The sequence below is a fragment of the Stenotrophomonas sp. YJH_SMC_135 genome, from assembly GCF_059372355.1.
In genome coordinates this window covers 85,549-106,558 of sequence record NZ_JCAFVN010000008.1, presented here as the reverse complement: position 1 = coordinate 106,558, position 21,010 = coordinate 85,549, and the positions used below count along the sequence as shown (strand labels likewise).

At 68.5% G+C, this 21,010-nt stretch carries 11 protein-coding genes; 6 read left to right on the top strand and 5 right to left on the bottom strand.

Annotated elements, in window-relative coordinates:
• The first annotated feature begins 192 nt into the window (after positions 1 to 192).
• On the top strand, positions 193 to 12,576 hold the full coding sequence (locus AC5P98_RS20120) for a putative filamentous hemagglutinin family protein (RefSeq protein WP_495230181.1): 12,384 nt from the start codon (positions 193 to 195) through the stop codon (positions 12,574 to 12,576).
• Positions 12,577 to 12,636: 60 nt separating this feature from the next.
• Here AC5P98_RS20120 and AC5P98_RS20115 read toward each other — a convergent pair whose 3' ends face one another.
• The 4 genes from AC5P98_RS20115 to gspH all read right to left on the bottom strand — a co-directional run bounded on the left by AC5P98_RS20115 (position 12,637) and on the right by gspH (position 15,215).
• Positions 12,637 to 13,551, bottom strand: coding sequence for an IS110-like element ISStma6 family transposase (locus AC5P98_RS20115; protein WP_049404353.1), 915 nt, complete (start codon positions 13,549 to 13,551; stop codon positions 12,637 to 12,639).
• Positions 13,552 to 13,798: 247 nt separating this feature from the next.
• A complete protein-coding gene (locus AC5P98_RS20110; RefSeq protein ID WP_049404354.1) occupies positions 13,799 to 14,413 on the bottom strand; it encodes a prepilin-type N-terminal cleavage/methylation domain-containing protein in 615 nt (204 codons plus the stop codon).
• Positions 14,410 to 14,760 carry a type II secretion system minor pseudopilin GspI gene (gene gspI, locus AC5P98_RS20105; protein ID WP_153643303.1) on the bottom strand — a complete coding sequence of 117 codons (351 nt, stop codon included), beginning with the start codon at positions 14,758 to 14,760 and terminating at the stop codon, positions 14,410 to 14,412. Before gspI ends, AC5P98_RS20110 begins: the two co-directional genes overlap by 4 nt.
• Positions 14,761 to 14,768: 8 nt before the next feature.
• Positions 14,769 to 15,215 carry a type II secretion system minor pseudopilin GspH gene (gspH, locus tag AC5P98_RS20100; RefSeq protein WP_014647360.1) on the bottom strand — a complete coding sequence of 149 codons (447 nt, stop codon included), beginning with the start codon at positions 15,213 to 15,215 and terminating at the stop codon, positions 14,769 to 14,771.
• Between the two features lie 103 nt (positions 15,216 to 15,318).
• Here gspH and AC5P98_RS20095 point away from each other — a divergent pair, with 103 nt between their 5' ends.
• Positions 15,319 to 15,795, top strand: coding sequence for a general secretion pathway protein (locus AC5P98_RS20095; protein ID WP_172412061.1), 477 nt, complete (start codon positions 15,319 to 15,321; stop codon positions 15,793 to 15,795).
• A 90-nt stretch (positions 15,796 to 15,885) separates the two neighbouring features.
• Here AC5P98_RS20095 and AC5P98_RS20090 read toward each other — a convergent pair whose 3' ends face one another.
• Complete coding sequence (locus tag AC5P98_RS20090) at positions 15,886 to 16,221, bottom strand: hypothetical protein (RefSeq protein ID WP_032956760.1); 336 nt, start codon at positions 16,219 to 16,221, stop codon at positions 15,886 to 15,888.
• Between the two features lie 201 nt (positions 16,222 to 16,422).
• Between AC5P98_RS20090 and AC5P98_RS20085 the strand changes: the two genes are divergently transcribed.
• The 4 genes from AC5P98_RS20085 to tolA are packed head-to-tail and all read left to right on the top strand — an operon-like array spanning position 16,423 to position 20,991.
• Positions 16,423 to 18,039, top strand: coding sequence for a ShlB/FhaC/HecB family hemolysin secretion/activation protein (locus AC5P98_RS20085; protein ID WP_049404356.1), 1,617 nt, complete (start codon positions 16,423 to 16,425; stop codon positions 18,037 to 18,039).
• A gap of 38 nt (positions 18,040 to 18,077) precedes the next feature.
• Positions 18,078 to 19,862 carry a DUF2341 domain-containing protein gene (locus AC5P98_RS20080; RefSeq protein ID WP_032956763.1) on the top strand — a complete coding sequence of 595 codons (1,785 nt, stop codon included), beginning with the start codon at positions 18,078 to 18,080 and terminating at the stop codon, positions 19,860 to 19,862.
• Positions 19,863 to 19,872: 10 nt separating this feature from the next.
• Positions 19,873 to 20,286: an ExbD/TolR family protein gene (locus AC5P98_RS20075; RefSeq protein WP_005409874.1), complete on the top strand. Its 414-nt coding sequence runs from the start codon at positions 19,873 to 19,875 to the stop codon at positions 20,284 to 20,286.
• Between the two features lie 39 nt (positions 20,287 to 20,325).
• Complete coding sequence (gene tolA / locus AC5P98_RS20070; protein WP_049404358.1) at positions 20,326 to 20,991, top strand: cell envelope integrity protein TolA; 666 nt, start codon at positions 20,326 to 20,328, stop codon at positions 20,989 to 20,991.
• Positions 20,992 to 21,010 lie beyond the last annotated feature (19 nt).

Genomic DNA, 21,010 nt, shown 5'->3' with positions numbered 1-21,010 from the left:
CATGGGTTGAATCCTGCTTGACCCGACGCCGGCCTCTGGGCCGGCGTCGCCATTTCCGCGACGGTGCCGCGGTTGCAGCGTTTGGCTGTCGGCTTCGTCTCGCGTGAACCGTCTATCAGTGGCAGGGCATGCGTTGCGTGTGCCTCCCCGATCGCCGCCGCAGCTGCGGCCCACCAGGTTGATGAGGTTCCGATGTCGCACCCGCTTCCGTCCGCTGTTCATCCGGCCGCGTCGATGCGCCGCAATCATCCGATGGCGTGGGCCATCGCGGTCGCACTGGGGAGCATGGTGGCCCCGGCCAGCCAGGCGCAGCAGGCGTTCAGTCCGGGCTGGTTCGCCGAACGGGGCGCGGCCCAGGGCAGCGCGGCACAGAGTGGCCGGATGCCCAACGGCGTGCCGATCCAGTTCCAGTTGCCGGCCCAGCAGCAGGATGCGGCACGGCAGAAGCTGCAGCAGTCGATCGACAATCTTGGCACTGCGGCGCAGGCGAGTGCCCTGCAGCAGCGCCTGCAGGAACAGGCGCGGCAGGCGCGCCGCGAGGCTGGCTTCATCGTTGCCGATGGCCTCGGCAAGGACGGCCTGAGCGTCGACCAGAACCCGCTGACCCGTGGCTGGCTCAATGCGCGCGACGTGATCCAGTCGCAGGGCAGCGACGGGAGGGTGCAGGTCACGGTCGAGCAGACCGCGGACAAGGCGATCCTGAACTGGGAGACCTTCAACATCGGCGGCAACACCACGCTGAATTTCCTGCAGAACCCTGACTGGGCCGTACTGAACCGCGTCAACGATCCGCAGGCGCGGCCCAGCCAGATCCTGGGCCAGCTGAAGGCCAGTGGCACGGTGTTCGTGGCCAACCGCAACGGCGTGGTGTTCGGCAACAACAGCCAGGTCAATGTACGCAATCTGCTGGCGGCTGCAGCACGGATCAGCGATGCGCAGTTCCGCGACAACGGCCTGTACAGCCCCGACGCCAGCAGCAGCGCGCTCAGCGATGCATTCGGCAAGGTGATGGTGCAGCGGGGCGCCCGCATCGCGACCCATGAGCCGACCAGTGCGACGCGCGGCGGTGGCTACGTGCTGCTGGCCGGGCACAGCGTGGACAATGCTGGCCAGATCGAAGCGCGCAAGGGCCAAGTGCAGCTCGCAGCCGGTGACAGTTTCGTGATCCGGCGCGGCGTGGGTACGGCCGCCAACACCAGTTCCACCACCCGCGGCAATGAAATCGCGCCGCGCTTTATCGCTGGCAGCACGGCTGGCAGCGTGCGCAATACCGGCCTGCTGCGCGCACTCGAGGGGGACGTGACCCTGGCCGGACGCAGCGTCGAGCAGGCCGGTGTGGCCGTGGCCAGCACCACGCTTGCACAGCGCGGCACCGTGCATCTTCTGGCCTCGGCCAGTGATGCAGGCAGCAGCGTCACGCTTGCTGACGGAGCCACCACGGCGGTGCTGATCGAGGACGATGGCAAGACCACGGTGCTGGATACGCAGCGCGACGCCCTAATCAAGGAATCGGCCGAGCAGGACGCGATCCGCGCTGGCGCGCGTTCGGCAACCTTCGACAATCTGTCCCAGCACAATGATCGCCGGGACCAGTCGCGGGTGGAGATCGTCTCGGGGGGCAACATCCATTTCAGCGCGGATTCGCTGACGGTTGCCACGGGCGGCCAGATCATCGCCGATGCGGCGGCCCGTAGCTACGTGGACGATGCCGCGCGCGTGGACGTGTCCGGCGCAGTGGGCGTGCGGGTGTCGATGGAGAGCAACAATGTCCAGGTCAAGGTGCAGGGCAACGAACTGCGCGATGCCCTGGACAACCGCGACAGCGGCAAGCTGACCAGCAGCGAAGTCTGGGTCGACCGCCGCAGGCTGGTCCACGTTCCGGCCGGTACCGGGGGCTACGAGGGTGAGCGCTGGTACGCCGCAGGCGGCCTGCTGGAAGTGGGGGGCTACCTCGACAACCAGGGGCACTCGATCGGCGAATGGGCTGCGCAGGGAGGCACCGTCCTGCTGGGCGGCAGGGAAGTGATCACGCAAGGTGGCTCACGCATCAACCTTGCCGGCGGCAGCCTGGATGTGCAGAGCGGCGTGGTCCGGCAGAGCTGGGTGCGCGGCGTTGATGGCCAGGTCTACCGTCTTGATGAGGCGCCAGCGGAGATGCTGTTCGATGGCCTGTACAGCGGCCATGAAGTGAAGCAGGAACGCTGGGGCATCACCGAGACCTTCCGTGATCCGATCGTATTCGCGGCGCAGCGGGTCGATAACGGGTACACGGTCGGCCGCGATGCAGGACGGCTGATCGTCTCCGCACCGACCGCGGTGCTGGATGGAAAGGTTGAGACTGCAACCTTCCAGGGCGCGCAGCAGAACCGCAGGCCGGATGCCGCGCTGGATGGCTATGCACAGGCGCAGACGGCGGTCGCGCGCAATGCGCAGTTGTACCTGGGGCGCTACGACGGCCAGGGCCGCAGTGGTGTGTTCGGCTCGGATGTGCGCCTGGGTGACAAGGCTCCGACGAAGACGGCGTGGTCGCTGGCGGCTCCGGTCAACGAGGAGCGGCGTGACACGGTGTGGCTGGATATCGCAGAGCTGAGTGCCCAGCAGTGGGGGCGGATCGACCTGGCGACCGCCGATCGCATCCGCATCGACAGCAGCCTTCGGCTTCAGGCCGGCGGGCAGCTCAACCTGACCGGCAGCGAGGTGGAGCTGGCAGGCGACATCGGCATTGCCGGCGGCCAGTTGTCGGCGGGCAACCTGCTGGATGTCCAGGGCCGGCCGACGGCGCTGCTGCACGATGGCCGCGCCCGCACCGTCATTGCCGACGGAACGCGGATCGACCTCTCCGGCGAATGGAGCAACGCCTCACTGGCGATGCCGCGCGACGCGAGCGGTGCCTGGACGGATGGCGGCCGCCTGAGCCTGGGCAACAGTCATGACGTGGCCGTGGGCGCCAAGGCAACGGTTGACGTCGAGGCCGGTGCTGCGCTGGACCTGCGCGGCAAGGCCCATATCGGCAAAGGCGGCAGCGTCACCCTGCAGGCGAACAGCAGTACGGTGACGACCGACGGCAGTGGCCGGGTGCAACTGGGTGAGGGAAGCCGGTTCAGTGGTCGAGGACAGGGCGGTGGTTCTTTCTCGCTGGGTACCGGTGGCCAGGTGCGGGTGGGCGATGCGGACCTGGCGGGCGCGTCGCTGCGACTGGACCCCGGCCTGTTCGGCAGTGGCTTCGCGCAGTACGACATCAATGGCCACCACGGCGTGGAGGTGGCCGATGGCGCGCGGCTGGTCGCTGCCCTGCCAGGCCTGCGCCTGACCCAGGACGCGCCGATGGCGACCGACCGGGCGTCCGCACTGGCGGCGTGGGACGAACCGCTGTACAGCGCCGATCCGTCGAGCGGGCGCGTCAGCCAGCGCGCGGGTGCGAGCATCAGCCTGCGTTCGGAGCGCAACAGCGTGGGCGGTGACCTGCGGGTCGGCAAGGATGCACTGGTGGCGGTCGATCCAGGCCAGACGATCTCGCTGCTTGGTGCGGGCAACATCGATGTTGAAGGCACGCTGCGCGCGAAGGGCGGACGCATCCTGATCGACGATGTGCGCCCGGAGAACGCGCTGTACGCCGGGCAGCGCACCGAACGCACCTGGCGTTTCGCCGAAGGCGCGCTGCTGGATGCCGATGCAGACGCGATTTCGCTGCCCGATTCCAGCGGCCGTCTGCGCGGGCAGGTGCGCGCGGGTGGACGCATCGAGATCGGCGGGGCGCTGGACTGGGAGACCACAGCATTCGTCGACAACCGACCACCGGAAGCCTTCGTGGTGGTCGAACGCGGTGCGCGCCTGCAGGCGCGGGGTGCGTCGGCCGAGCTGGACGTCGACGGCCAGGGCCGCGTGCGCGTGGACAGCGATGGCGGGCAGATCGTGCTGCGCTCGGCCAATGCGCTGTACCTGGACGGCGGGATGGATGCGGCCGCCGGCGGTGCCGGCGCACGCGGCGGCACCCTGGGGCTGGCCTTTGGCGGCAGCATCCATGCACGTGGCGCCAGCGAGGAGGTACTGCGGTCACGTGCGATCACCCTCAGCCAGCACAGCGCGCCGGGGCAGCCACTGCCGACCACATTGGAGTATGGCCACGCCGCGTTGTCGGTCGAGCAGCTGCAGGCTGGCGGTTTCGACAATCTGTCCGTGTTCGGTGACATCCGCGCGGTCGGCGACGTCGACCTGCGCCTGGCCCAGAGCCTGCGCATCCACGGCCAGGGTACTTCGAGCCTGGGCATGGCCGTGGATGCCGGGCCATCGTCGGGGCTGCGACTGAGTGCGCCCTACGTTCGCCTGGCGCAGGCACGCTGGCGCCAGATGCCGGGCGAGAACCTGCAGGGCACCGCCGCGGTCGCTTCGTCCGGGCCGGAAGATCACGCGCTGGCGGTGCAGGCCGGGCTGATCGACATCCGCGACGTCACCTGGCTGCCGGGTTTCAAGCATGTGGCGCTGGAAAGCCGCAGTGACGTGCGCCTGACCAACGGCATTGCCAGCAGTGGCAACACCAGCGCGTTGATGACGGCTGGTTCGATGGACGTGACCGCTGCGCGCCTGTATCCCACCACAGGCGCGGTCGGCACGCTGGTGGCCGGCGCGTCGGCGCAGACCGTGCAGACCGCTGATTACTGGTCCGATCCGGATGCCGTGCTGCGCATCCACGGCACCGGTGCGGCCACGAAGCCGGCGCCGGAATCGGCGCTGGGTACGCTTCGCCTGGTGGCCGCCACGGTGCAGCAGGGCGGCAACGTACAGGCGCCGATGGGCACGCTGCAGCTGGGTGGCCTGATCCAGAACGGAACCGTCGGCAGCCGGGTGGAACTGCTGCCAGGCAGCGTAACCTCGACCAGTGGCGCCGGCTTGTCGCTGCCCTATGGTGGCACCGTCGATGGTGTTGACTGGCGGGTCGGTACGCGCAGCCTGGGTTCGCTGACGCCGGCCGGTATCTCCTCGATGGGGGTGACACTGAAGGCCAACGAGATCGAGGTGGCGCCGGGGGCCCTGCTGGACATGTCCGGCGGTGGTGAGCTGACCGGCGCCGCCTTCGTGTCAGGACGCGGTGGCTCTGTCGACGTCCGGCGAACGGCGTTGGCCGACGCCAACCCGCGCTACGGGTTCAGTGCGTCGGGCAACCCGGTGTACGCGATCGTACCGGGACGCGCCGGGGCGTTCGCCCCCAGTGGCGAAGAAGGGTTCGCAGCTCCGGCGGTGGGCCAGCAGATCACCGTGCCGGCTGGCGTGCCCGGCCTGGCGGCCGGCACCTACACGCTGATGCCGGCAAGCTATGCGCTGCAGCCCGGCGCATTCCGGGTGGAGCTGGGCGCCACCGGCACCTCCGGCATCGTGCAACCGATTGCGACCGGCACCGGCACCTGGCGTGTGTCCGGGCAGCAGCGCACGGCGCTGGGCGCGGCAATCTCGCCGTTGCTCACCGACATCCTGCTGACTCCCGCGGCAGTGGTACGCCGGCACTCGGGCTACAACGAAACCTCCTACAACAGCTTCGCGCAATCGGTAGCTGACCGCCGCGGCGAGTCGCGTGGCTGGCAGACCATCGATGCGCTCGGGTTGACCCTTGCGCTGGGCGAAGGTGCAGGTCGTGCAGACACGCCTGCCATCCACTTCGCCGGCACCGCGCGGTTCGCGGCTGCCACCGACAAGGGGCGTGGTGGCACGCTGGCAGCCACGTTGGCGAGCCCGGCGGTCGGTTCGCTGGAGATCGTCGATGGCAGCGCGCCATCGCAGGCGCGTGATCGCGGCGCCACCTTCAGCGACGACGCGCTCAATGCCTTCCTGCCGGCGCGGATGATGATCGGCGGGCAGTTCAACCAGGAGGCCTCGCAGGTTGCGGTGACCGGCCAGGCGCGCAGCGTGGCGATCCGTTCCGGCGTCACCTTGAACGCACCGGAAGTGCTGGTGGCAGCGGCCTCCGGTGGCAGCGGCGTGCTGGTCGAGGCCGGTGCGACCCTCGATACACTGCCGTTCGCATCCGCCAACGCGAATGCCAGCGCGACCCTGCCTTACCAGGTCTCCGGCGGCCTGCTGGCGGTGTCCAACCAGCGCCTGAACCTGATCACCGGCACCACCGGGGTGGAGGCCGGTCCGGTGGCGATCGACATCGGCGGATGCCAGGCGGCGTGCGACGGCCAGACGCGGCTGGTTTCCGATGGCAGCATCGCGGTAGCGACCGATGGCGCGCTGCAGATGCGCGACTCGGCCAGCTATGGCACCCGCCAGCTCGGCCTGAGCATGGCGGCGCTGAACCTCGGCAGTGCCGAAGCGATCGCCCAGGCCGCTGCGGCCGGGGCGCTGCCCAGTGGCATGACCATGAACCAGTCCGTGCTGCAACAACTGCTGCGCGGCAATGATGCGACCGGCGCGCCGGCGCTGGACACGCTGAGCCTGGTCGCGCGGGAGTCTGTCAACGTGTTCGGCAGCGTCGACCTGGATGCGCGCGACAGTGCCACCGGCCGCAGTGGCCTGCAGACGCTTGTGCTCGGTGCGCAGGCCATCCGCGGCTACGGTGCGGCGACCGACCGCGCGCGCATTCTGGTGGACACGCTGGTCTGGGACGGCTCATTGGCGGCGAGCCAGGCGCCGGGCAGCGACGCGACGGTGCCGCCGGCCGATCCGATGGTGGACCGGCTCGGGGCCGGGCAACTGGACATCGTCACCCGGCAGCTGCAGCTGGGGCGGGCGCCATTCAGCCGTCCCAGCTCTGAAGTACCTGCGAACCGGCAGGTGCTCGGCTTCAGTGCGCTGAACCTGAGTGCCTCGGAGCAGCTGTCGTTCTCCGCGCAGGGCACGCTGGACGTGTTCCAGCAGCGCGGCGACTATCTGGCCGACAAGGGCTGGCAGTACAGCGGAGGCAGCCTGGGTATCGATACACCGCTGTTGACGGCCGATCCCGCCGCGCAGCTGCGCGTGCGCACCGGCGGCGACTTCCGCCTGCAGGGGGGCACCGGCAGGGCGGGTGGCGATGCACTGGGCAGTGAGCTGAGCATCGACGCCAACCGGATCACGCTGGACAGCACGGTCGCGCTGGCGTCCGGACGGCTGTCGGCGAACGCACGCCAGGGCATCACGCTTGGCAGCCGGGCCGAGTTGGATCTGGCCGGACGCAAGGTCTCGCTGTACGACGTGGACAAGTTCAGCTGGGGCGGCGATGTCCTGCTGTCCAGCGACACGGGTGACATCCGCGCCGATGCTGCCTCCCGCATCGATGTTTCCGCACGCAACAACCGCGGCGGACGCCTGACGGTCACCGCAATGGCCGGCCGAGCCGATCTGGCCGGTGTTCTGCAGGGTGCCGCCACTGGTCGCTACGATGCCGGTGGCACGCTGGTGCCCTACGACGGTGGCGAACTGGTGGTGCGGGCACGCCAGCTGCAGGACTTCGCCGGCCTCAACCAGCGATTGACTGCCGGCGGCGTCGTCGGCGGTCGCAGCTTCCAGATCGGTGAGGGCGATCTGCGGATCGGCGACGAAGTGAAGGCGCGCCGGGTCGACATCAGCGTCGATGCGGGCAGCCTGACCGTGGCCGGCCGCATCGATGCCAGCGGCGAGCAGGTCGGCAGCATCCGCCTGTACGCCCGCGATCAGTTGCAGGTGGACGGCACGCTGGACGCGCACGGTACCGGCCTGCGCGTGGACAGCCATGGCAAGATCATCGACAGTCCCAACCGGGCCATCATCACGCTGGGCAGCGCCGAAGGTGCCGTCGGCCTGGGCAGCGCGGCGCAGCTGGACCTGCGTGCGGGCAGCGACGTTGCCGTTGGTGGACGTCCTGGCCAGAACGATGGCACCCCGCGCGGCACGCTGAAGATCGATGTGCCGCGGCTGGGCAGCAACGACGCGGCGATTGCCGCGGCCACCGGCCTGCGCATCGATGGCGCGGCCGACATCCAGCTCAATGGTGTTCGCCGCTACGACGATGCGCCCCTGGCAACCACCGCTGACGTGCGCGGCAACCGCGCGCAGCTGGTCACCCAGCAGTGGCTGGACCAGGTGGTCGATCCGCACAGCGTGGCCTGGATCGATGGTGCGCTGGGCAACGCGGATCTGCAGCAGCGCACGCGGGCGCTGGGCGATGTGCGCCTTCGTCCCGGCGTGCAGGTGCTGGCGCGGCGCAGCGACGCCAACCCGGACGGCGACCTGACCATCGCCGGCGACATCGATCTGTCCGGCTACCGTTATGGCCCCGATGCCAACCGCGCCGATCCATCGCGGCGTGGCTTCGGCGAATCGGCCTCGCTGGTGCTGCGCGCCGAAGGCAACATCAACGTCTACGGCAGCATCAACGATGGGTTCGCACCGCCGCCGTCCACGCCGGATGAGGGCGGCTGGCAGCTGTACGAGGGTCGCAATGGCAGCGCGGGGCACACCCCCTTTGGCGGTGGGCTGGTGGTGCCGGTGGACGGAGTGAAGCTGCAGCCCGGCACCGAGTTTCAGGCCGGCACCCGCCTGAACTATGACGTGCCGGTCGAATCGGTAACGCTTCCGGTCGGTACCGTGCTGCCCGCGCCGATGGTGATCTCGCAGAGCCTGCGGCTGCCTGCAGGCACGGTGCTGGGTGCGGCGGTGACCACCGACTCCGGGCAGACGCTGGCCGCGGGCACCGTGCTGCAGGAGCCGCTGATGCTGGCGGCCGGTGCGCGGCTGGGGGCCGGCTTCCGCCTGCGCAGTGCGGTACAGATGGCGGCACAGGAGTGGCCCGCCGGCGCGGTGCTGCCGGTTGCGCTGCGCCTGGCACGCGAAGTCGCGCTCAAGGTGGGCGCGTACATCCCGTCGTTGACCAAGGTGGAGCTGCCCGGCGACGCGCCGGTGAATCTGAGGCCGGCCGATGCCGGCGGCAACCAGGGGCGCAACTGGGCGCTGGCGCCGATGCTGGCCGAGGGCACCACCTCCTGGGACCTGACCGTTGTTGCCGGCGCCGATACCGGGGCAGCCGACCCACGCAGCCGGCGCTGGGGCAGCGATGGCAACGTGGTGCTGGCCGATACCCACCAGGGCTCGATCGGCACGGTCAAGACGGAAATCATCTGGGTGGGGGATCGCGCGTTGACCGAGCAGGCATCGTTGGACTGGATCGGCGACACCTCCTATGCAGGCCGTCCGATCGCGGAGCTGGCCGACATGTTCGGCTTCACCGAAGACGAGTTCTGCGCGATGTCGGCCGACTACTGCGGCCCGGCACCCCGCCAGGTGGCCGCGCAGGGCTCGCTGGATTACTGGGGCGACGAGTCCTACGCAGGCACTCCTGCGAAGGACTTCGCCGCGATGTTTGGCATGACCGAAGACGAGTTCTGCAGCACCGCGCCCACCTACTGCGCCGGCGGCGGCACGCAGACCGAAGTGACCACTTACGGCAAGCGCGCAGGCACGCCGGCGTGGAGCGTACTGCGCACCGGCAGGGGCGACATGGAACTGCTCGCGGCCGGTGACGTCGTGATGAAGTCAGGCTTTGGCGTCTACACCGCCGGCACTCCCGCCGCGCTGGGTGGGGGCCGCGACGCTGCCTTCAATTCGCCCCGTGCAGCGGCCCCTTGGAACACCGCAGTGCTGGGGCCGAACCTGGTGCCGGGCAGCTATGACGCCGCGATGGCAAGCTACCAGGCCTGGTATCCGGATCATGGTGGCAACCTGCGCGTCGAAGCCGGACGCGATATCGTCGGCGACGCCTGGACCGCGCGCGCAGAGTCGGGCAGCAGCGATCGCGACTGGGCGCTGTACTCCAGTGCCGCGGTCGGCAACTGGCTGTGGCGGCAGGGTACCGGCGGCACCACTGGGGTCGAGCCGGTGCCGACCAGCTGGTGGGTGAACTTTGGCGCCTACACCAACGTGTCCGCTGCCGCCGGCGCTTCTCCACGGATGGTTGGTTTCACCGGCTTCGGCACATTGGGCGGGGGAAACCTGACGCTGGAGGCCGGGCGTGACGCCGGCGTGCGCGATGCGATAGGTGACGCGTTGGTCTCGACGATCGCACCGCGCTCGGGTGCGATCATTGCTGCGGTGGGATCGACCGGCCGGGTCAGCGATGGCCAGCTGCACCTGACCGGCGGCGGCGACCTGCAGCTGCGTATCGGTGGCGCGCTGAATCCGAACCTGCAGGCGACGATCTCCAGCCTCAACCCCTCCAGGGCGGGACAGAATCTCGACCTCAACGGTACCTTCAGCAACCTGCGTGGGAGCCTGCAGCTCGATGCGGGGCGCATCGGTGCAATGGGCGTCACCCTGGAAAGCTACGCGACGCTGGGTAAGCAGCGGGCGGCAGACCTGTTTGCGCCTGACGCCGCCCGCGCGATGGGCGGGCCGGTGCTGGTGCTGGGCGACGCCGCCGCGCAGCTGCAGGCGCGGGGCGATGTGGTGCTCGGCGGCGTCGCCGATGCGGGCCGGGTTCCGCTGGCCAACTACAGCGCGGTGCTGCAGGATGATGGCGCGCGCGCTGCAGGCAGTACGTGGTTCTCCCTGTGGACCGCCAACACGGCCGTGGATCTGTTCAGTGCCGGTGGTGACCTCGCGCCAGGCCTCGCCGGGCCGGAAAACGTGACGGGCAGCAATCTGTGGCGGGAGCAGGTCCAGCTTGTTGTGCGTGGCGGCGATGATCTGCTGAATTACTGGCTCTATCCTTCGCGCTTCAGCGCGATTGCTGCTCAGGGTGACATCAAGCTGGACCGGATCAGCGCCACGCCGGGGACGCAGGATGTGATCCTGCTGGCACCCTCGGCGACAGGACGGCTGGACGTCCTGGCCGGTGGAGGCATCTTCGCCCAGCCTGGCGCGACCCAGATCGCGCGCTCGGCCAGTGACGCGCGCCTGCCGGGACCCTTCGACCCGGCATTCATGGCCGAGCAGGGGGATTCCGCAGGCAATGTGACCCGCTCGCGGCACAACCTGTCCGTCGACGGCAACACGGCATCGCCGGCGGGGTCGCTCCCACTGTTCGCATTCGGTCCGAATACGCCGCTGTCCACTGTGTCTGCGGCACTGGCGCCGAGCCGCTTCTACGCGGTGCAGGGCGACATCATGGGTCTGGCCACCGGCGCCCAGCGCACGCTGAATGTCAACGCGGGGCAGCGCACGCAGCTGAACTGGTTCGAGGCCGCCGGCGCCGTGCAACTGCGGGCAGGCCGGGACATCCTCGGGGTGTCGATGACCGCGTTGAACACCGCGCCCACCGACATCACGGTGGCGGCGGCGGGCCGCGACATCGTGCATCTGAACGCGACCATCGCTGGCCCCGGCAACACCGAGATCAGTGCCGGCCGCCAGCTGCGCCAGGAGGATGCGGGCAGCATCGCCAGCCTCGGTGGCATCGTGCAGGGCGACACCCGTCCCGGCGCCAGCATCGCGCTGACGGCCGGCAACCAGCAGATCGATTTCGCGGCCCTGCGTGCACGCTATCTGGACCCTGCCAACCTTGCCGATCCCGCGCAATCGCTTGCGTCGCAGCCGGGCAAGGCAGCCAAGGTGTACGACCAGGAACTGAAGCAGTGGCTGCAGCGACGCTTCGGCGTGGCGGCCGAGGGCGACGGGGCGCTGGCCACGTTCGATGCGTTGCCGCAGGAACAGCAGCGTATCTTCCTGCGCCAGGTCTATTACGCAGAGCTGCGCGAAGGTGGACGCGAGTATACCGATGCAGAAGGGCCCCGCTTCGGCTCCTACCTGCGCGGGCGCGAAGCCATCGCCACGCTGATGCCGGACAGGAATGCGGCCGGTGCGACGATCGACCGTACCGGCGATATCGTGATGTACGGTGGCTCCGGCGTGCGTACCGAGGCGGGCGGCAACATCGAACTGATGGCACCGGGTGGGCAGATCGTGATCGGTGTGCAGGGCGTGGTGCCACCCGCCAGCGCCGGCCTTGTCACCCAGGGGCAAGGTGATATCCGGCTGTTCAGCCAGGACAGCGTGCTGCTGGGCCTGTCGCGGGTGATGACCACGTTCGGCGGCGACATCCTGGCGTGGTCGGAGCAGGGTGACATCAATGCCGGTCGCGGTTCGCAGACGACGCTGCTGTACACGCCACCGCGTCGCGTCTATGACGGCTGGGGCAATGTGATCCTGTCGCCGCAGGCTCCCGCCAGTGGCGCCGGCATCGCGACCTTGAACCCCATCGCCGAAGTACGACCGGGCGACGTCGACCTGATCGCACCGCTTGGCACCATCGACGCGGGCGAGGCCGGTATCCGCGTCTCGGGCAACATCAACCTGGCGGCGCTGCAGGTGCTCAATGCCGCCAACATCCAGGTACAGGGCGAGAGCAAGGGCCTGCCGGTGCTGGCATCGGTGAACGTCAATGCGCTGGCCTCGGCCAGTGCGGCAGCCAACAGCGCCAGCCAGGCGGCACAGGATGTGATGCGCAAGAGCCAGGACGAGGCACGGCGCAACCAGCCGTCGGTGATCAGCGTGCAGATCCTCGGCTTCGGCAGTGGCACCAGCAGCATCGACCCGCCGGCGCGTGGCAACACTGCCAACAGCGGTTATGACGCCAACAGTGCCTTCCAGTTCCCGCAGGCAAGTCGCGACGAGGGCACACAGCGCCGGTAGGTGCCGTCCTTGGTCGGCACACGTTGCTGCCCACCAAGCTCGGCAGTAGCAACTGTCTTGTCAGGGGCAGCCGAGGGCCACCTCGGCGTCCCGCTTACGGGCGTTGAGGATCACCAGCATTTTGCGCATGACCGCCACGAGCGCCACCTTGCTCGCTTTGCCCTTGGCCTTCAGGCCAGCGTAAAACGCGCGCAGTCTTGGCTCGTACCGGATGGCCGTCAGGGCCGCCATGTAAAGGGCTTCGCGTACCACTGCGCGCCCACCACTGATCCGCCGTTGGCCCTGCCAGGTGCCACTTTCGCGGTTCATCGGGGCCAACCCCACCAGCGATGCTATGGCTTTGCTTCCCAAGCTGCCCAGTTCGGGCAACTCGCAGGCCAGTGTGCTGATCAGGATGGGGCCGACGCCTTTGAGCGCGCCGATGTTCTTCCAGCCAGGCTGTCCCTCAAGCTGCTCGGCAATAGCTTTGTCCAGTTGCTTCAGGTCGTCAGATAGCTGAGCTATATGGCGTTGCTTCATCGCAATCAGATCCGGATCGACCAATCGCCGCAAGCGCTGCATCTCACTGACCCGCATCTGCACCAGTTGCCTGCGGCATTGCGCAAATTCAGCCAGACGCTGCTGCCAAGGGGCAGGCGGTACGTAGCGGGTCAGCGGTAACAAATGGGCCATCTGCGCCAGCACTGTCGCATCGAGCCGATCGGTCTTTGCGGAACGGCCTGTGCCTTGGGCAAATCGCCGTGCACGCGCCGGATTGATTCGCACCATCGGCAGGCCGGCGGCGTGCAATACATCCAGAGCAGCACGCTCGTAACCCCCGCTTGCCTCAAGAACGACCTGCTTGATCGGCCACGTCTTCAGCCACCGAATTAAGCGTACAAAGCCGCGCTTGTCGTTGCTGAATTGGCGAAACTGCTCTCCATGGACGGCCACATCCAGCGTGGCTTTGCTCACATCAATCCCGATCCCAAACATGGCAGAACTCCGCTAGGCTGACAGGGTCGAGAGCTCTCCCCGCTTGCCCAGTCTTATCAGTTCGAGCGCCAACTCAACCAACTGTTCGGGCGGTTCAGGGAGAATCCGGCGTGGGGACCCAAGCTAATTCTCGGTCGCAAGACCTGGATCCACACGGTCGCCCACGCCGGGCTCTCGGCACCCAAGGTGCCAGATCGGCAAGAGATAAGATCCACGCCATGCGTGGGTGCTTTGCCTGGGAGGAATCCTAAAGCTCCAGCACGCGCCGGTAGCTCAGCGGTCCACGCCCGTCACGCAGGCCCAGCCGCAGTTCCAGCCCGGTGGCCGGCAGCACCTCGCCCTCGCTCGGCAGCATCGCCCAGCCGGCCCCGGGTTGCCAGGCGCGCACCTCGAACCGCTGCACATCCTTTGCCACTGCAATGCCTTCCGAAGGAACCGGTGCGGGCAGGGGATAGCGGTCCGTCGCCGTACCGCTGGCGCGCCATAGCGTGTTGCCTTGCCGCCACCAGCGCACCCGCTGCCAGCGCAGCCCATCACTGTCGACGCTGCGGGTGATTTCCAGCGCAAAGCTGCCATCCGGGTACCGTTCGCTCACCAGCGAAGGCGGCAGCAGTCGCTGCGGACGATCCGCCGGGCGCACCGCGCCGTTCATCAGCGCATCGTCGGCACGCATCTCGATATCGCGCTGGAACTGCTGCAGCACGCGTAGTGCCGTCGTGGTCTCGGCATCGGCCCGGCGCAGGCGCTGGTCGCTGCTGGCCACGCTGTCGAGCGCTCGCCAGCAGATCAGCGCCAGCACGCCCATGATGGTGATCGCGATCATCACCTCGATAAGGGTGAAGCCTGCTGCGGTACGCTTCATTGCGCCGCGGTCCACGGCAGCTGCATCCGCGCCAGCGACTGCCGCGGTGCATCTTCGGCAGCCACGCTGAGTTCCAGTTGCGGCTGTCCGTCACTCCCCGTGCCGATATGCTGCAGCACCAGGAAACTGCTTCGCCCCTGCACGCAGCGCAGCCGTGCATCCTGCGGCGGCTGCCCGGCCAGGCGCAGCTCCTGCCAGCGGTCCTGCGCGCACAACAGCGCCAGGCGACGGTCGCGCAGGCGTGACTGATCGTCGGTGGCCACCGCGACCGAGCGCATGACCGCAGCCAGCGCAATCGAAACGATCGCCAGTGCGATCAGCACTTCGATCAAGGTGAATCCGCGCATGTTCCGCTTCACTGCACGACCTGCAACTGTCCGCTGCCATCGTCACGAAGACGCAGCTGGCGGCCCTGCAACGACAACGTCAGTTCCCATGCCACGCCGATCCACTCCGGGCTCAGTTCAACCGGAGTGGCCGGCTGCACCACGATGCCGGCCGGTTGCCATGACTGTGGGCGCAGCAGGTCGTCGCGTTGCACGTCCACCCAGCGGGTGCCTTCGCGCCTGCTGAACCGGTAGCCGGCGGCGTCGGCCTGCCAGCGCAGGGGGCGGCCATCGATGCGGGCCTCGTCGCGCGCCACCTGCAGGCGCTGCGCCAGTCGTTCGGCCTCCTGCCGCAGCTGGCGCGCGGGGTCGAGCAGGCTGCCCAGGCCCAGGCCGATGCCCGCCGTGCAGATGCCGATGATCACCAGCACCACCATCAGTTCCAGCAGGGTGAAACCACGCGGCACGTGCTGCATCGACGTTGCCTCCTGTCCAGGTCGATGCCTGCCAGCGTAGGCCCGCATGATGAAACAAAAGCGTCAGCGGCGGCTGCTAGCGTGGGCGGACACGAACGTGGCGATGGTGCGGAACATGGATGGCAGGCGCTGGGATCGCAATCGGATGTTGACCCTGCTGGCGGCCACCCTGCTGCTGGCGGTGGTGGCCTATTGGAGCGTCACCCTGTCTGCGGTGGCGCCTGCGGCGGCGGCCAGCGAAGCGCATGCCGATGCGCCGACGCGGCCGCTGTTCGATGCGGTGGCCAGTCTGCCGCTGGTGCGGCTGCTGTCGCCCGGTGCGGTGCAGACCGAGGTGGTCGTGCTGGGTGTGATGGCGGGTGACCACGCGCCCCTGGCCCTGTTGTCGGTGGATGGACGCCCGCCGGAGGCTTACGCGCCCGGCCAGCGGCTGGGGCCCTGTACGGTGCTGGCCAGCATCAGCGCCAACGCGGTGGAACTGAACCAGGCTGGGCAATCGCGCAGCCTGCCGGTGCCCGCGCTGCCACCGGTGCCGAACGATGGCATCGTGCCGGCCGCTCCGCAGGGCGGCGCTCGGTAGAGCCGAGCCCGCGCTCGGCTGCCTCTGCATGGCTGTTGAACGGTGTGCAGGCGCAGCCGGGCGTGGGCTCGGCTCTGCAGATGCATGGGTTCATCGCGCCGGACGCTGCGGTACCACGGACCGCCCGAAGGCATCGCCCATGCGTTGCCGCGTGCCTTCCAGGTTGTACTGCATCAGCTGGTTGCCGGGCTGCCGCATCAGGCGTTCGGCATCCGGCAGCGCCGCTGACTTCGCCGATTTCGGCGCCGGCGCCAGCCTGCGTTGCAGGCATTCCCACGCGGGGATGCGCTCGCCGTTGACCTGTACTTCGATGCACGGCGCAGCACCGTCCTGCTTCTTCGCCTCTCCGGCCCAGGCCGATGGCAACGCCAGCAACAAGGCAAGGGCGAGGGCAGGGCGAAGGCCCGCCTTCAATGGCCCACTCATCGCGAATCTCCTGCAACAACCGACGCTCTGCAATGAAGACGTGTGGCGAGGGCAGTCTACGCCGGCTGGTGCTCCGGCGCTGTCACAAGATGACAGTGCTGTCACAAAACTGGTGGCGGTTTTGACGCGACGTGCACGTCCTGTTGGTAGACCCACGCGCCGCTCCCTGGCCCCTCCCTCCGATACGACGCGATGCCTTCGATGACTCCTGTTCCGTGCCGAGCCGTCCGCTTTCCGTTGCGCCTGCATCCGCTGGTGCTGGCGCTGGCCGCGATGCCGCTGCCATTGTTCGCGCAGGAGGCAGCGCCTGCGCCCAGCGTGAACATCAATGAATACATCGTGCGCGGCAACACCGTGCTCGATCCGCGTCAGATCGAACGGGCGGTAGAGCCGTTCCTCGGCCCGGGCAGGACCCTGGCCGATGTCGAGAAGGCGCGCGATGCGGTCCACGCGCTGTACCAGCAGGCGGGCTACCAGTCGGTCTACGTCGAACTCCCCGAGCAGCAGGTCAGTGGCGGCGTGGTGCTGCTGAAGGTGCAGCAGACGCCGATCGGCCAGCTGCGCGTGGTCGGCACCCGCCACGAATCGCCCGACCGCATACGCGATCGCGTACCGGCACTGGCCGAGGGCAAGGTGCCGGACTTCGACCAGGCCCAGAAGGAACTGACCGCACTGAACGAAGGCGGGCGTCGCCAGGTGATGCCGCTGGTGCGCGAAGGCCAGGTGCCGGGCACGATGGATGTGGACCTGCAGGTCGAGGAGAAGTCGCCGTGGCGTGCCAGCGCGTCACTCAACAACGACCACAGTGCCGACACCGAGAAACTGCGCCTGAGTGCGTCGCTGGCCTACGACAACCTGTGGAAGCGCGGGCACAGCGCCAACATCGGCATGTACCTGGCGCCGGAAGATACAAAGCAGGCCAAGGTGTTCTCGGCCTCGTACACGATGCCGTTCGAAGGCACGCCGTGGAGCCTGGAAGCCTCCGGCTACAGATCCGACAGCCGCGTGTTGAATGCAGGCGGGCAGGTCGGTACCGGCACCGGCACCAACGTGATCGGCAACGGCCATTCGATCGGCCTCAAGCTCAACTACCGCCTTGCCGGCAGCAGCCAGTGGTGGCGCCAGCTCAGCCTCGGTGTGGATTTCAAGGACACCGAGGAAGACACGCAGATGGGCAAGGACAGCCTGAAGACACCGTTGAAGTATGCGCCGATCACCCTGGCCTTCGTCGGCGTGCGCCAGGGCGAGCAGGATCAGCTGAGCATCAACACCCAGCTGGTGGCCGGTACCCGCCGCCTGTTGGGTTACGGCAGCGACGCCACCGCGTTCGGGCAGAAGCGCTACTGGGCTGACCCGAGCTTCGTGGCCTTCAAGGCCGACGTGGCCAACACCCACACCTTCAGCAATGACTGGCAGTGGTATGCGCGTGGCTCGCTGCAGGTAACCGATGCGCCACTGGTGTCGGCCGAGCAGTTCGCTGCTGGCGGCATGTACACCGTGCGTGGCTACCTGTCGGCCGAGGCGATCGGCGACTACGGCGGCCTGGCCAGCCTGGAATGGCGCACCCCGGCGTGGTCGCTGTGGAGCGGCACCGACCTGCGTGTCTACAGCTTCGCCGACGCGGCCTACCTGCGCCTGCGCCGGCCGCTGCCCGAGCAGCGTGACAAGTACAACCTGGCCTCGGTCGGCCTGGGCGCGCAGCTGCGCCTGGGTGAACACCTGCAACTGCGCCTGGACTACGCCTGGCCTTATGCCGATGGCCCGGTCACGCGCAAGGACGACCCGCGCCTGCATTTCAACATCAGCACCAGCTACTGACCCTTCCCTTGAACATGCGTTCTCCGGAGACCCTTCGCATGGACCGTTTGCTTTCCCGAGTATTGCTGCTGCTGGCCGCGCTGGTTGCGTTGCCGGCGGCTGCGGCCGATGCCAATTGGTGGCAGGCCGAATGGAAATACCGCAAGCCGATCACCGTCGACGCCGGCCCGCAGGGCGCGGGCCTGGCCGGTGACCCGGGCCGCACGCCACTGCTGCTGCGGCTGCATACCGGCAACTTCGGCTTCGACGGCACCCAGGATGCGGGCAACGACCTTCGCTTCGTCTCGGGTGATGGCCGTACCGTGCTGGCCCACCAGATCGAGCAGTTCGATCCCACGCTGGGCCTGGCCCTGGTCTGGGTGGACCTGCCGGCGGTCAGTGCCGCCGCGCCGCAGACCATCTGGATGTACTACGGCAATGAAAAAGCCCCGGCCAGCGGCAACGGCCAGCAGGTGTTCGATCCGGACTACACGCTGGTCTACCACTTTGCCGAGGCCAATGCGCCGGCACGCGACACCACCGCCTATGGCAACAATGCCGGTGCGGTGGTGCCGCCGTCGGAAGGCGCGGTGATCGGCCGCGGCGTGCAGCTGGGCGCCGGCTCACTGCCGCTGCCGGCCAGCGCGTCGCTGGCGCAGGAAGCGGGCGCGCCGCTCACCGTTTCGGCCTGGATCAAGCCGGGCAGCAACAATGCGGCTCAAGCCATCTACGCCCGCCGTGATGGTGCTTCCGAACTGGTGCTGGGCATCGAGAACCGCGTGCCGTTCGTGCAGCTCAATGGCCAGCGCAGCACGCCGGCGCAACCGATTCCGGAAGGGCAGTGGGCGCATGTTGCACTGACGGCAGAGAAGGGCGCGTTGCAGCTGTACCTCAATGGGCGCGTAGCTGCCCAGCTGAGCGGTGCGCTGCCGGCGCTGGCCACCGCGCCGGTGGTCGGCGCCGATGCGCCGGGCGCCGCGCAGCCGCTGGCCAACTTCGAAGGTGCCCTGGACGAGTTGCGCATTTCGCGGGTGGCACGCCCGGCCGCGCTGCTGCTGGCCGACGCCACCGCTCAGGGCGCCGACTCGCGCCTGGTCAGCTACGGCGCCGACGAGCAGTCCGCCGGGCAGAGCCACTTCGCCTTCATCCTCAAGGCGATGCCGTTCGATGCCTGGGTGGTGGTCGCCATCCTTGGCCTGATGATGCTGCTGTCGTGGGCGATCATGATCGCCAAGAGCCGCCACTTCGGCCGTACCAGCAAGGCCAATGCCGTGTTCACCGAGAGCTTCGGCAAGCTGTCCGGCGTACCGCTGCGCACCCTGTCCGACATGGACCGCCAGGGCAAGGCGCCGACCGCCATGCACGATGGCTCGTTGTGGCGCATCTACCAGGTGGCCATCGATGAAATGCAGCAACGCCACCAGCGCGATGGCAACAGCGGTTACCTCAGTGGTGCCACCATCGCGGCGATCCGCGCCTCGATGGATGCAGTGATGGTGCGCGAGCAGGAAGCGATGGCGCGGCGCATGAACTGGCTGTCGACCACCATCGAAGGCGCGCCCTACGTGGGCCTGTTCGGCACCGTGATCGGCATCATGCTGGTGTTCGTGGTTGCGGCGATGGCCGGCGCGGTGGACATCAACTCGGTGGCACCGGGCATGGCCGCGGCGCTGCTGTGTACCGCCGCGGGCCTCGGCGTCGCGATCCCGGCGCTGTTCGGCTACAACTATCTGGGCGCGCGTGCCGAAGCGATCGGCGCGGACATGGCGGTGTTCATCGACGAGTTCGCCGCGCGCCTGGCTGAAGAGCAGGACGGGCGCGGCCCGGCCGCGGTCCAGGGCTGAGGGGCGCGCCATGGGCCAGAAGGCGAAGTTCGGCATCAAGAAGCGCGAGAAGGGCATCAACGTGACGCCCTTCGTCGATGTGCTGCTGGTGGTGCTGGTGATCTTCATCCTGACCAGCAACGCTTCCATCCCCGGCATCGAGGTCAACCTGCCGAAGGCCAGCAACAGCGTCGCGCTGGAGAAGCCCAAGACCAAGGCGATCACCATCGACCCCAGCGGCCAGGTGTTCCTGGATGCCTACCCGGTGACGATGGCCGAGCTGGAAGACCGGTTGCGCACCGAGCGCGCGACCACGCCGGATTTCCCGGTGATCGTGCGCGGTGACGCGCAGGTGCAGTACGCCCGCGTGGTCGAGGTGCTGGACCTGCTGCGGCGCCTGGAGCTCGCCCAGGTCGGCCTGGTCACCGGCAAGGCGCAGGGCTGAGGCATGACGGCCCATCAACCCCCTCGGCCGGAGCCCGGCATGCGCGGTCGCCAGCTGCTGGTGACTGTCGCGCTGGTGCTGGCCGCGTTGCTGGTGCTCGGCATCGCCGTGTGGTGGATGCTGTTCAAGGACACCGCCAGCACCCGCCGGCCGGTGGTGCAGCCGCCGATGCTGGCGCTGCCGCCAGCGCCTCCGCCACCCCCGCCGCCGCCGGAAAAGCCGCCGGAGCCGGAAACGCCGCCGGAGGAGACGATGCCCGAACCGGAGCCGCTGGAGCAGCCGACGCCGGCTGAAGAGCCGGCACCGACTCCGGACAATGCCGATCCGGTGACGATGAACGCCGATGCGCAGGCCGGCGGTGACAACTTCGGCATCCAGTCCGGCAATGGTGGCGGTTCGTCCGGCGTCGGTCGCGGCGGTGCCGGCAATGCCACCTATGGGCGCTACCTCGGCTACCTGATGCAGCAGGCAATCTCGCGCGACGACAAGGTCAAGCGCCTGGCGTTCCAGCTGCAGGTGAATGTGTGGCTGGCCCGCGATGGCCGCCTGGAAAAGGTCGAGCTGGTGCGTGGCAGTGGCAACGAGGAGGCCGACGCGGCCGTGCTCGATGCACTGCGCCGCATCGGCAAGGTCGACCAGGCACCCCCACCGTCGCTTGATTTCCCCGCCCGCGTCCTGATCCAGGGCCGCCGGCCCGGGGCCTGATTCCCGACCTCCGTGATTT